The 13,070-nt window shown below is 60.0% G+C and carries 11 protein-coding genes; 4 read left to right on the forward strand and 7 right to left on the reverse strand.

Going from position 1 to position 13,070, the window contains the following annotated elements:
- Nucleotides 1–37 precede the first annotated feature (37 nt).
- From P0D73_RS24875 to mnmE, 3 genes are all read right to left on the reverse strand, one after another.
- Nucleotides 38–199: a hypothetical protein gene (locus tag P0D73_RS24875; protein WP_012434883.1), complete on the reverse strand. Its 162-nt coding sequence runs from the start codon at nucleotides 197–199 to the stop codon at nucleotides 38–40.
- Nucleotides 200–431: 232 nt separating this feature from the next.
- Entirely contained in the window at nucleotides 432–1,646 is a 1,215-nt protein-coding gene (locus P0D73_RS24880) for a tyrosine-type recombinase/integrase (RefSeq protein WP_408433175.1), read from the reverse strand.
- Nucleotides 1,647–1,821: 175 nt separating this feature from the next.
- Nucleotides 1,822–3,216, reverse strand: coding sequence for a tRNA uridine-5-carboxymethylaminomethyl(34) synthesis GTPase MnmE (mnmE, locus tag P0D73_RS24885; protein ID WP_408284548.1), 1,395 nt, complete (start codon nucleotides 3,214–3,216; stop codon nucleotides 1,822–1,824).
- A 369-nt stretch (nucleotides 3,217–3,585) separates the two neighbouring features.
- Between mnmE and P0D73_RS24890 the strand changes: the two genes are divergently transcribed.
- Nucleotides 3,586–3,993 (forward strand): transcriptional regulator, encoded by a 408-nt coding sequence (locus P0D73_RS24890; RefSeq protein WP_012434886.1) that lies wholly within the window; start codon nucleotides 3,586–3,588, stop codon nucleotides 3,991–3,993.
- Nucleotides 3,994–4,147: 154 nt separating this feature from the next.
- On the opposite strand, the gene yidC is transcribed toward P0D73_RS24890, so the two are convergent.
- The 4 genes from yidC to rpmH all read right to left on the reverse strand — a co-directional run bounded on the left by yidC (nucleotide 4,148) and on the right by rpmH (nucleotide 6,832).
- A complete protein-coding gene (gene yidC / locus P0D73_RS24895) occupies nucleotides 4,148–5,806 on the reverse strand; it encodes a membrane protein insertase YidC (protein WP_408176291.1) in 1,659 nt (552 codons plus the stop codon).
- 30 nt (nucleotides 5,807–5,836) lie between these two features.
- Nucleotides 5,837–6,067: a membrane protein insertion efficiency factor YidD gene (gene yidD, locus P0D73_RS24900; RefSeq protein WP_081936011.1), complete on the reverse strand. Its 231-nt coding sequence runs from the start codon at nucleotides 6,065–6,067 to the stop codon at nucleotides 5,837–5,839.
- A gap of 115 nt (nucleotides 6,068–6,182) precedes the next feature.
- Nucleotides 6,183–6,683 (reverse strand): ribonuclease P protein component, encoded by a 501-nt coding sequence (locus tag P0D73_RS24905; protein WP_408176290.1) that lies wholly within the window; start codon nucleotides 6,681–6,683, stop codon nucleotides 6,183–6,185.
- Between the two features lie 14 nt (nucleotides 6,684–6,697).
- Nucleotides 6,698–6,832 (reverse strand): 50S ribosomal protein L34, encoded by a 135-nt coding sequence (rpmH, locus tag P0D73_RS24910; protein ID WP_004198824.1) that lies wholly within the window; start codon nucleotides 6,830–6,832, stop codon nucleotides 6,698–6,700.
- A 400-nt stretch (nucleotides 6,833–7,232) separates the two neighbouring features.
- Between rpmH and dnaA the strand changes: the two genes are divergently transcribed.
- The 3 genes from dnaA to gyrB all read left to right on the forward strand — a co-directional run bounded on the left by dnaA (nucleotide 7,233) and on the right by gyrB (nucleotide 12,764).
- Entirely contained in the window at nucleotides 7,233–8,855 is a 1,623-nt protein-coding gene (dnaA, locus tag P0D73_RS24915) for a chromosomal replication initiator protein DnaA (RefSeq protein WP_408433177.1), read from the forward strand.
- Nucleotides 8,856–9,074: 219 nt separating this feature from the next.
- Nucleotides 9,075–10,178: a DNA polymerase III subunit beta gene (dnaN, locus tag P0D73_RS24920; protein WP_007180118.1), complete on the forward strand. Its 1,104-nt coding sequence runs from the start codon at nucleotides 9,075–9,077 to the stop codon at nucleotides 10,176–10,178.
- Nucleotides 10,179–10,292: 114 nt separating this feature from the next.
- Nucleotides 10,293–12,764 carry a DNA topoisomerase (ATP-hydrolyzing) subunit B gene (gene gyrB / locus P0D73_RS24925; protein ID WP_132376457.1) on the forward strand — a complete coding sequence of 824 codons (2,472 nt, stop codon included), beginning with the start codon at nucleotides 10,293–10,295 and terminating at the stop codon, nucleotides 12,762–12,764.
- The last annotated feature ends 306 nt before the right edge of the window (nucleotides 12,765–13,070 follow it).

The following is a 13,070-nucleotide window of genomic DNA, read 5'->3' on the forward strand; positions in this document are numbered from 1 at the left end:
GTGTTACGCGACGGCCTTTTCATTTCAAATGCGCGACTCAGTGCCTGTGATGCAGCCACTCCGCATAGTGCGTGTCGAGCCAGCGCTCGAGTCTTTGCGGCTTTGTCTTCTGGTGGTAGTGGGACGCGGCCCAGATAGCGACGCCGACCAGCAGCATGACAGCAGGCCCCAGCAGATAAGCGATCAACGATTCAGACATGGGAGCCTCCGTATCGAGTTGCGTCCACCCTACAGTTTAGGCGATGAAACGCGGGAGAAAAGGTCCATGTGATGCGATTTTGGCGGATGCTCATCCGTCCATTATTCCTCACCTTTGAAACCTAGTGAGAAACTGAATTTACTCTTTTGAACAATTAGTTGAGTTTGGAGTGATGGGTTTTGTGTACCATCATAATCTCTTGTTTAAGGGCTAGGCACCCGACGCGGCCCCTTCAGGGCGTGCTGGTCGACTCTCTGCGTGCACCTTCGATCTGCGCGTCCACAAAATCCGCCCATTGCTGCATGCCCCAACGCTGCTTCGCGTCATTCTCCGCGCTCGCGTCTTGCTTGATACGCTCGGGCATCTCAGCCGAACCCCGGTCTATTTCGCTCGAAGGCTGCGCGATCTCGCGCAGGTGCGCCGTTGCCGTGCGCCGGAAGTCATGCAGGACGAAATGCTCCACGTCGAGGCCGAGCGCCTTGACTGCCTGATTCAGCGTACTTTTGGCGATCGGCCGATCGTCGCCCCTGACGCTCGGGAATACGAACTTTCGGCTGGCCCGGGCTTGGTAAAGCTCGCGCAGCGTGGAGACCGCCTGCTGCGAAAGCGGCACTCGCTGATCACGATCTTTTTTCAGACGCGCAGCGGGTATCGTCCATAGCGCTTTGTCCAGATCGAATTCGGCCCACGTCGATTCGACCAGGTCCGATTTGCGCACCATCGTCAGCACGAGCAAGTGCAGCGCCAACTTCAGAGGCCGACGAATGCCCGATGCGTCGATCGAGCGAAACATGGTGCCGATCTCGTCGCCCGAGAGCACTCGGGTGCGGCTGTCGAACGTGGCGATGGAGCGCGCCGGCACGACCTCGGCCGGGTTGCTGGCCGCGAGTTGCCGGGTGATCAGATACTCGTAGAGACGCTTGACGACATTGCGCGTATGCAGCGCCATCTTCGGCGAACCACGGCTTTTGATTCTGTCGCATATCGCGACGATGTCGTCGGCGGTGACGGCTTTGATCGGCAGGTGCCCGATGGCGGGTAGAACATCCTTGTCGAGCGCGCGACGCGTGGTGCGCCGGTATTCCTCCGACTTGCCCGCCATTTCCGTTGCGAGATAAAGCTCGGCGGCTTCGCGCAGGACATCGGCTTTGCTTTCCGCGCCGCGGTCGCGCCGCGCCGTGGCGACCGGCGAGATGCCTTGCGCGACCATCTCCGCATATTTCTGTGCTTTGGCCCGCGCGACGCGCAGCGAGATCATCCGGTAGTCGCCGATCGTGGCGAGCGGCTGACGCTTGCCGTTCAACGTGTAGCGGAAGCGCCAGACCTTGGTGCCGGTCGTCATGACTTCGATGACGAGGCCGCTGCCGTCAGCGACGCAATAACGGGTGGCGCGTGGTTCGAGCGCGCGGATCTGGGCTTCGGTGAGGGGGACGGCTAAGCGGGGCATGCTCGGATCGCTGATTGGCGGATAGCGGCGATTTTAAACCCCATGTTGGATGTGTACCAAAGATTTAGCGAATTTTGGGTCAACGCAGCGGGATTCTTTGCTCGCAAATCCGTGCTTTGAATTCCTCAGAAAACCTTTATGGATATGACCTCAGAGCCAATTCCCCAATCCCCGCTCACTTCCCAATACAGAACCTGCTAAAAATCACTCCGAGCAGGTCATCCGAACTAAATTCACCAGTAATCGAATTCAACTGATCCTGCGCGAGCCGCAGTTCCTCGGCGAACAAATCAAGCGCCTGCGAGTTCTGATCGGCGTGCGCTGCCGCAGTCGCCAGATGCTCCTCGGCGGCGCGCAGTGCAATCAGATGCCGCTCGCGCGCCAGATACACGCTTTCCGCGCCCGCTTGCCAGCCGGCGATCCGCAGCAACTCGTCGCGCAACAGCGCAACACCATCGCCCTGTTTCGCCGACAGCCGCACTTCGCTCAGATCGAGGTCTGCGTCGAGCGCCTGCGTCGTCGGCGCGAGGCCGGTCAGGTCCGTCTTGTTCAACACGCGCACCACCGGCACACCGCCCGGAAAACGCCCGGCAATCGCCTCGTCTTCAGCGGTCATGCCGGTGCGCGCATCGAGCAGATGCAGCACCACATCCGCGCGCTCGATTTCGCTCCATGTGCGCGCAATGCCGATCTTTTCGACTTCGTCCTCGGTATCGCGCAGGCCGGCTGTGTCGATCACGTGCAGCGGAATGCCTTCTATCTGAATCGTCTGCGCGACCTTGTCGCGCGTCGTGCCGGCGATCGGCGTGACAATGGCCAACTCAGCGCCGGCCAGCGCGTTTAGCAGCGACGACTTTCCGACGTTCGGCTGCCCGGCCAGCACCACCGAGAGTCCTTCGCGCAACAACGCGCCTTGCCGTGCCTCGCTCAGCACGTGCGCGAGACGCTCGCGTATGCGCGTGAGCTTGCCGCGAGCGTCGGCGGCTTCGAGGAAGTCGATTTCTTCTTCGGGGAAGTCGAGCGTCGCTTCGACCAGCATGCGCAGCGTGATCACGTCTTCGACCAGCGCGTGAATGTCGCGCGAGAACGCGCCGTCGAGCGAGCGGCCCGCCGAACGCGCGGCAGCCTCGGTGCTGGCCTCGATCAGATCGGCGACCGCTTCGGCTTGCGCCAGATCCAGCTTGTCGTTGAGGAACGCGCGGCGCGTGAATTCGCCCGGTTCGGCTAGCCGCAAACCGAACGCGCGGCCGGCATCGATGCAACGCTGCAGCACGAGTTGCAGCACCACCGGACCGCCGTGGCCTTGCAGTTCGAGCACGTGTTCGCCGGTGTAGGAATGCGGTGCCGGAAAGTACAGCGCGATGCCGCGATCGAGCGCATTGCCGCTGGCGTCGAGAAACGGGACGTAGCTCGCATGGCGCGGCGCGAGTATCTGGCCGGTGAGCGTCTGCATCAGCGGCTGGGCGGCCGCCTCGCCCGCGCGGCCGAACGAAATCCGCACGACACCGATCCCTCCACGGCCGGGCGCGGTGGCAATGGCGACGATCGGATCGGAATCGGTGGTGAGCATAAAAAGCGTGGCAAAAACGGAGAGGAGGGCAGGGCGGCGCCGGGCAGCGTGGCGCGAGGCATTGTAACGCGGGCGCATCCGGCGACCGTGTCGCGAGTTCTGATTGATGGCGGAAGCTGCATTATCCAAGCAGTTGGGATTTATCTCAAACAAGCTAGGATTACTACTGCGCTTCTTCAGAATAAATAGGACGCTGTAGGACGGTGAGATCGCGAACAGGCGCACCAGATAAGGAAAAAACACCAAAAAATACAAATTCCGCCGACGCTTTACCCAAAGCGCACTACAAGCTAAAAGTATCTCAAATACGCTAAAACTAAACTTGCCCGGTTGTCAACTGGTTGGACGTTGAATTGCACAATCCGGCTCATGCCGACCAACAAAGAAAAAGCCGCCTTCGCCAAACGGTTGAAGGACCTGCTGGAGCCGCTCAAGATTCGCGGCGGGACCAAGCTCGCCGAGCAATTCAATCTGCGCTACCGAGGCGAGCGCGAAGTGACGCCGCAAACCGCTCACAAGTGGTTATCCGGTACGACGATTCCCAAGCCCGATAAGTTGCGTACGTTAGCCGAATGGCTGAACGTCAAGGAGCATTGGCTGCACTACGGACCGTCGCCGGGCGTGAACGCCAGGCCGCTGGCGCGTGGCGAGAAATATCCGCCGTCGGCTGAAACGATCGAGCTCGCTTCCAAGATCGAGTCGCTCACGCCGAAAGACCGCTTTCTGGTCGAAGAGATGATCGTGCGTTTTTACGGCGAAGACGCGGAAGAAGAGTAACGGCGGCATCGCGTGAAGCGTTTACCCGCGAGCATCAAAAAAGCCGCCCGGTGCAAACCGGGCGGCTTTTCTTTTGCCGCTGTACCAGCCAGCTTTGACTGGGATCAGAGCCTGCAGAGAGCGGGCGTTGCCGCCCACCTCAGGCAAAACATCATCAGGCCGCTTTGGCCTTCGCCTGACCCATCATCCGCGTGATGTAGTACTGCTGGGCGATCGACAGCACGTTGTTCACGACGTAGTACAGCACCAGACCGGCCGGGAAGAAGAAGAACATGACCGAGAACGCGATCGGCATGAACATCATCATCTTGGCTTGAACCGGGTCCGGCGGCGTCGGGTTCAGCTTGGTCTGCAGGAACATCGAGACGGCCATCAGCACCGGCAGGATGAAGAACGGATCCTGTTGCGACAGATCGTGAATCCACAGAATCCACGGCGCGCCGCGCATTTCCACCGACGACAGCAGCACCCAGTACAGCGAGATGAACACCGGAATCTGGATCACGACCGGCAGACAGCCGCCGAACGGATTGACCTTCTCGGTCTTATACAGCTCCATCAGCGCCGAGTTCATCTTCTGCGGATCGCCCTTGAAGCGTTCGCGCAGCGCCTGCATGCGCGGCGTGATCGCCTTCATGCGTGCCATCGACTTGTAGCTTGCAGCCGACAGCGGGAAGAATACCGCCTTGATCAGCAGCGTGAGGAGCACGATCGACCAGCCCCAGTTGCCGACGTAGCTGTGGATCTTCTCGAGCAGCCAGAACAGCGGCTTCGCGATGATCGTCACCCAGCCGTAGTCCTTCACCAGCTCCAGACCCGGCGCGATGCCTTCGAGCATGCGCTCTTCTTCCGGACCGGCGAACAGGCGAGCGGACACGTCGACGGTTTGGCCCGGAGCGATGGTCGCCACCGGCTCCTTCACGCCGACGCGATACAGCGTCGGATCGATCTTCTCGACGTAGATGTCGCGCTTCGCCCCTTGCTGCGGAATCCAGGCCGACGCGAAGTAATGCTGGACCATCGCGATCCAGCCGTTGTCGGCCGAAGTCGCGTAGTCCTGCTTGTTCTTGTCGATGTCGCCGAACGTCATCTTCTGGAAGTGATGCTGGTCGGTATAGACAGCCGGCCCGATGAACGTGTGCGAGAAGCGCGGCGTTTCCACCGGCTGGTCGTCACGCACCAGTTCCATATAGACCGACGGGCTCACCGGCGTGGTGCCGACGTTCTGGATCTTCGTGTCGACGCCGATCACATAGCTGCCACGCGTGAACGTGTAGGTCTTGATGACCTTCACGCCACCCTTCACCGGCGACTCGAAGCTGAGCTGGAACGATTGTTCGTTGCCCGTCAGGTCGTGTTGCTGGTTCGGCAACGGCGTGTAGATGTCGTTGTGATTCGGAAAATCGCCGCCGAGCAGGCCCGTGCGCGCCAGATACGTGTGGTTCGCGGTGCGGTCGAACAGTGTGATGACGAGATCCGGCTGCTTGCCGTCGCCTTGCTTCACGAGCGACAGCTTCGACAGCGTGCCGCCGCGGGTGTCGATCTCGCCGCTATAGACGTCGGTGCTGAACTTGATCAGTTGCGCTTGCGTCGCCGCCGGCGCGTTGCCCGGTGCGGCTGCGTTCGTTGCCGGCAAATCGGCGGGCTGGGTTCCCGGCGTCGTGGTTCCCGGTGCGGCGCTACCGACGGTCTTGGTCGGCGTGGCGCTCGGGAAGAACATCGACGGGCGTCCGTGGTCGCGTTGCCAGTTGTCGAACAGCATGACCGCTGACATGAAAAAGATGACCCATAGGACGGTGCGTTTGATATCCATGCGTTGTCTCAGTGTCGATGGAACGGCGCGTCAGCGCTTTTCAGAAGTGGGAGGCGGGACGAGATCGATGCCGCCCGCGGAAAACGGGTGGCAGCGGCAAATACGCCTGGCGGCGAGATAAGTCCCGCGCGCGGCGCCATGATACTGGATTGCTTCGCGCGCGTAATCAGAGCAGGAAGGGTAAAAACGGCACCGGTTGCCGAGCATTGGGCTCACGGCAACTTTGTAAAAACGCAGTAAAGCGAAGAGTACCGTTTGCATGGCTGGTGCGGCCGGACGGCGCCGCGCAACGTGGAATACCGGGCGACGCCCGCGCAGCACGGCTGCCAAAGCTGCTTGGGCGGCCTGAACTGCAAAGCGGGCGGTCACTTGAGCGTCATTCCGTCTTGGGCGCTTCCGCGGGCGGCGCCTCACGACGGGTAATTTCGCGCGCTGCCTTGTCGAGCAGCGCCTCGATTTCGCTGCGGCACAGCGCCTTTAACGGCGGCGACGAGGCGCTCGGCAAAGCCTTCTTGTCGAAGCGCGTGTGCAAACGCAGCAGCACATCCCAACCGCCGAATTCCGCGCGACGCAGCCGGAAGGCCTCACGCGCGATTCGACGTACCAGATTACGCGTGGCCGCGCGCGGCGCATACTTCTTGCCGATCACGAGGCCTAAGCGAGCTTCGTTGCCGGTGGGCCGGCCGTACACCACGAAGTGCGCAGTGCGGCGCCACGGGCGCAAACGAAAAACGGATGAAAATTCATCCGTTTTCAGTAGCCTTGCGGCTTTTGGGAAGGCGGCTTGCGCTCGCAACGGAACCGAACCCTGTTGCAGCGCCCCAGCCGTTCCCGCTTCACCGCGGGCGTCGCTACCTGGCACAAACGGAGCGCGCAATCCGCTCGCCTGCCTTAGATGGCGAGGCGCTTGCGGCCCTTCGCGCGACGTGCGTTGATGACCTTGCGGCCACCTGCGGTCTTCATGCGAACGCGGAAGCCGTGGGTGCGCTTGCGACGGGTAACGGAGGGTTGGTAAGTACGTTTCATGTTGCTCTCACTTGATCGACTGATCGAAAATTAACCGCACGATCATCGCTGAAGCGGCAATGGCCGGGCGTTTACAGAATTGGTTTTCGCGGAACCCGCTATTTAAACCGGTTTTTCGTTGACCGTCAATAGTTTAGCCTGGTTGGACCGCGGCCCGCGAGGAGTTCCCCCGATGATCCGTCCCTGTGGATAACTCCCTTGCGGGTCCGTTTTGGCGTTAGAATCTCGCCTTACTTCCCAAAAATCCTGCACGCGGCTCCGGCTCGCTTGTCCCGCAAACCCTTGTGGCACAAGCGCCTGGAGCCATTGCGCCTGGTTAGCCTGGCTGCTCAGGGCCTTGTTGCGTGCGCGCGACAGGGGCAGCGGCGACCGCCGTGCACACCATAACGACAGCAACTCGATGAACGATTTCTGGCAACACTGTTCCGCATTGCTGGAGCGCGAGCTTACGCCCCAGCAGTACGTGACGTGGATCAAACCGTTGGCCCCGGTCGCCTTCGACGCCGCTGCGAACACGCTTAGCATCGCTGCGCCGAACCGTTTCAAGCTCGACTGGGTCAAGAGCCAGTTCTCCGGCCGCATCGCGGATATGGCCCGCGATTTCTGGCAAGCCCCCGTCGACGTCCAATTCGTGCTGGACCCGAAAGCCGGTATGCGCGCCCCCGCGGCAGCCGCGCCGGCACCGGCGCGCCTGGCTTCCGCACCTGGTTCGATGGGCGGTAGCGCTGGCAACGGCGCTGCGGTGGACGCGGCCGTCGGCGCCGTGCAAGCGGCGCACGCCGCGCGCGCGGGTGGCGCAAACAACGCGATGGCCAACCTCAACGCGAACGCACGCGCGGCAGCCGAACACAACGCAAACGCACGCGCGGCGGCTGAAGATGCCGCCGACCTCGATCTGCCCAGCCTCGACGCGAACGAAGCCGCGGCCGCCCGCCGCACATGGCGTCCGGGCCAAAGCGCGGGTTCGAACGCGAACAGCGGCGAAAACGACTCGATGTACGAGCGTTCCAAGTTGAACCCGGTTCTGACCTTCGACAATTTCGTGACCGGTAAGGCCAACCAGTTGGCGCGCGCCGCGGCAATTCAGGTCGCCGACAACCCCGGCATCTCTTACAACCCGCTGTTCCTGTATGGCGGCGTGGGTCTGGGCAAGACCCACCTGATCCACGCAATCGGCAACCAGCTCCTGATGGACAAGGCCGGCGCGCGGATTCGCTACATCCACGCTGAACAGTACGTGTCCGACGTGGTGAAGGCGTACCAGCGCAAGGCGTTCGACGATTTCAAGCGCTACTACCACTCGCTCGACCTGCTGCTGATCGACGATATTCAATTTTTCTCAGGCAAGTCGCGCACACAAGAGGAATTCTTCTACGCGTTCGAGGCGCTGGTCGCGAACAAGGCGCAGGTGATCATCACCAGCGACACGTATCCGAAGGAAATTTCGGGTATCGACGACCGCCTGATCTCGCGCTTCGACTCTGGCCTGACCGTGGCGATCGAGCCGCCCGAGCTGGAGATGCGCGTCGCGATTCTGATGCGCAAGGCGCAATCCGAGTTCGTGAGCCTGAACGAGGACGTCGCGTTCTTCGTCGCCAAGCACTTGCGTTCGAACGTGCGTGAACTCGAAGGCGCGTTGCGCAAGATCCTCGCGTACTCGAAGTTCCACGGCCGCGAAATCACGATCGAAGTGACGAAAGAAGCGCTGAAAGACCTGCTGACGGTGCAGAACCGGCAGATTTCGGTGGAAAACATCCAGAAGACCACGGCTGACTTCTACAGCATCAAGGTCGCGGACATGTATTCGAAGAAGCGTCCCGCGAACATCGCGCGGCCGCGGCAGATCGCCATGTATCTGGCGAAGGAGCTGACCCAGAAGAGCTTGCCGGAGATTGGCGAGCTGTTCGGCGGGCGCGACCACACCACCGTGCTGCACGCAGTGCGCAAAATTGCCGACGAGCGCAGCAAGGACGCGCAACTGAACCACGAACTGCACGTACTGGAGCAGACGCTGAAGGGCTGAGCGGTCTGTCTGGAAAAAACGACCTGTTTATTTCCAAACTCGCCCCCATTTTAGTGAGGCGGTTCCGTTTTCAGGCACAATACAGGTTTAACCGCCCGGCGGCCGTGGGCGGATTTCACGCCTTGACAGGCGCTGCGTGGCGCCGGCGGGGAGTCGTGGCTGCGCGCGGAAAAGCTTCCTGGCAAGGCGCGCAGGCCGTTATATCAACGAAGGAACTCTATGCAACTGGTCAAGACCGAACGCGATAACCTCCTCAGGCCGCTGCAAACCGTGAGCGGCATCGTCGAACGCCGCCATACGTTGCCGATCCTCGCCAATTTGCTGATTACCAAGAACGGCCCTGACGTGTCGTTCCTGTCGACCGACCTCGAGTTGCAGATCACCACGCGTGCCGATTTCGGCGTGGGCGGCGATTCGGTGGCGACCACGGTGGCAGCAAGAAAGCTCCTCGACATTCTGCGCGCCATGCCCGACGGGCAGGTCACGCTCACGCTGAACGACAAGCGTCTGACCGTGCAATCCGGCAAGAGCCGCTTTGCGCTGCAAACGCTCGCCGCGGACGAATTCCCGACGGTCGCGCAAGCTAAAGACTACGGCGCGAACCTCGTGGTTCCCCAAAAGACGTTCCGCCAGTTGCTCGGCATGGTCCATTTTTCGATGGCCCAGCAGGACATCCGCTACTACCTGAACGGCATGCTGCTGGTGGTGGACGGCGACCAGCTGATGGCGGTCGCAACGGACGGCCATCGTCTGGCGTTCTCGTCCATGAAGATCGAAGGCTCGTTCCAGCGTCAGGAAGTGATCATTCCGCGCAAGACGATTCTGGAACTCCAGCGTTTGCTGGAAGACATCGACGACACGCTGAAGATCGACATCGCGCAGACGCAGGTCAAGTTCACGTTCGGCCAGGTCGAACTGGTGTCGAAGCTGGTGGAAGGCAAATTCCCCGACTTCCAGCGCGTGATTCCGAAGTCGCACAAGAATCAGTTCGTGATCGGCCGTGAAGAACTGCAGCGCTCGCTGCAACGCGCCGCGATTCTGACCTCGGACAAATTCAAGGGCGTGCGCTGCATTATCGAGCCGGGCCAGTTGAAGATCATGTCGACCAACGCCGATCAGGAAGAGGCGCAGGAAGAACTGGAAATCGCATACGACGGCGACAGCGTCGATATCGGGTTCAACGTCACGTATCTGCTCGACGTGCTCGCGAACCTGAAGGTCGACACGTTGCAAGTGAGCCTGGGTGACGCCAGCTCCAGCGCGTTGATCACGATTCCCGAGAACGACGAATTCAAATACGTCGTGATGCCGATGCGCATCTAACGCGTCCAGAAACCAAGAACACACCAAGGGGCGCAGCGCCCCTTTGGCGTTTTTATGGTGTTTTGAAAAGTCCCGAGCAGCAACCTTGCAGCAACGCAGAACCGGAAAAAATCCATGACTGAAACGAACAATTCGCAACCCGACAACAGCTACGGCGCATCCTCGATTCAGATCCTCGAAGGTCTGGAGGCGGTGCGCAAGCGGCCCGGGATGTACATCGGGGATACATCGGACGGGACCGGTCTGCATCACCTCGTATTCGAAGTGCTGGACAACTCCATCGACGAAGCGTTGGCGGGGCATTGCAACGACATCCAGGTGATCATTCACGCGGACAACTCCATTTCCATCACCGACAACGGCCGCGGCGTGCCGACCGGTCTGAAGATGGACGACAAGCACGATCCGAAGCGCAGCGCCGCTGAAATTGTGATGACCGAGTTGCACGCCGGCGGCAAGTTCGACCAGAACAGCTACAAGGTGTCCGGCGGCCTGCACGGCGTGGGCGTGTCGTGCGTGAATGCGCTGTCGGCATGGCTGCGTTTGACCATTCGCCGCGACGGCAAGAAGCACTTCATGGAATTCCACCGTGGCGTGCCGCAGAACCGCATTATCGAAGAGATCGACGGCGTGGCTGTTTCGCCGATTCAAGTCACCGGCGACACCGAAAACCGCGGCACTGAAGTGCACTTCCTCGCGGACGAGACGATTTTCGGCAACATCGAATATCACTACGACATTCTGGCCAAGCGGATTCGCGAGCTGTCGTTCCTGAATAACGGCGTGCGGATCAAGCTGACCGACCAGCGCACCGGCAAGGAAGAAGATTTCGCGTTCGTGGGCGGCGTGAAGGGCTTTGTCGAGTACATCAACAAGAACAAGTCCGTGCTGCACCCGAACATTTTCCACATCAGCGGCGAGAAAGATGGCGTGGGCGTGGAAGTGGCGATGCAGTGGAACGACAGCTACAACGAAAACGTGCTGTGCTTTACGAACAACATTCCGCAGCGTGATGGTGGGACGCACTTGACCGGGTTGCGTGCGGCGATGACGCGCGTGTTGAACAAGTACATCAACGATCACGAAGTCGCTAAGAAGGCGAAGGTTGAGACTTCGGGTGACGATATGCGTGAAGGGCTGTCGTGCGTGTTGTCGGTGAAGGTGCCGGAACCGAAGTTCAGCGCGCAGACGAAGGACAAGCTGGTGTCGTCGGAAGTGCGCGCGCCAGTGGAAGATGTGGTCGCGAAGGCGCTCGAAGAGTTTCTGCTTGAGACGCCGAATGACGCGAAGATTATTTGCGGCAAGATTGTGGATGCGGCGCGCGCGCGGGATGCGGCGCGGAAGGCGCGGGAGATGACGCGTCGCAAGGGTGTGCTCGACGGTGTTGGGTTGCCTGGGAAACTGGCGGATTGTCAGGAGAAGGATCCGGCCAAGTCTGAGATTTATATCGTCGAGGGTGACTCGGCAGGCGGGTCGGCGAAGCAGGGTCGGGATCGGAAGTTTCAGGCGATTCTGCCGCTGCGCGGCAAGGTGCTTAATGTGGAGAAGGCACGCTATGACAAGCTGCTTTCTTCGGAGCAGATTGTTACTTTGATCACCGCGCTCGGTTGCGGGATTGGTAAGGAAGACTACAACCTCGATAAGCTGCGTTATCACCGCATCATTATCATGACCGATGCTGACGTGGACGGTGCGCACATTCGGACGCTGTTGTTGACGTTCTTCTATCGGCAGATGCCGGAGATGATCGAGCGTGGGTATATCTATATCGCGCAGCCGCCGCTGTTCAAGATCAAGGCCGGGAAGGACGAGCGGTATTTGAAGGATGAGGCTGAGGTTAATGCTCACATTCTGAAGCTGGCTTTGCAGGGGTCGGAGTTGCTGGCTTCTGAAGGGGCTACGCCGATTACTGGGGATGCGTTGGGTGAGTTGGCTCGGGCTTATTTGCTGGCTCAGGCTGTGGTGAATCGTCTGAGCCGGTTGTATGACGCTGGCGCGCTCGAGGCTGTGATGGATGGGATCGCGATCGATCTGTCCAGCGAGGAAGCGGCTGATGCATCGGCTAAGGCTCTGGAAGCGAAGCTGCGGGATGATCCGTTGAAGCCCGAAGTTAAGGTTACGACGATGTATGACCCGGTGCGTGAACTGCGCTCGTTGCGCGTCGCGCGGACGCATCACGGGAATCAGAAGATTTCTGTGTTGGATCAGGATTTTCAACTCACCGCTGATTACCAGCAGCTGATCAATACTGCTAATACGTTTAAGGGGTTGATTGGGGTCGGTGCTGTCATTAAGCGTGGTGAGCGGAGTATGGCTGTTACTGACTTCAAGAGTGCGATGAAGTGGTTGCTGGCTGATGCTGAGCGCAATATCTCGAAGCAGCGCTATAAGGGCCTCGGTGAGATGAACCCTGGGCAGCTTTGGGAGACTACGATGGATCCGACTGTGCGTCGCTTGCTTCGTGTGCAGATTGAGGATGCTATTGCGGCTGATGGCATTTTCACTACGCTCATGGGGGACGATGTGGAGCCGCGTCGGGCGTTTATTGAGTCGAATGCGTTGCGGGCGGGGAATATTGATGTTTAAGAAGGACCTCCTCTGCTGAGATAAATGCATGACGTAAGAACACAGGACCCGTAAGTTGAGAAACTTACGGGTCTTTTTTATGGTTCAGACTGTCCGCGTCCCGCGGCATCCCAGGATGCATGCACAGATATCTCTGTTGAAGATTTTTTACCGATTCATTTTCCTCCGCACCGGGGATTACGCACTAGAGCAGCCACCGAGTTTCATTCCGCCGATATCATATTTAAAGTATTCTCCCGTTTGCCGTCGCGACTGTGGCAACTGTCGCCCGTCTGCGTCGGCGCGTCTAATAATCTGAGAGCATGA

The organism is Paraburkholderia sp. RL18-101-BIB-B, assembly GCF_046026985.1.
Taxonomy (GTDB): domain Bacteria; phylum Pseudomonadota; class Gammaproteobacteria; order Burkholderiales; family Burkholderiaceae; genus Paraburkholderia.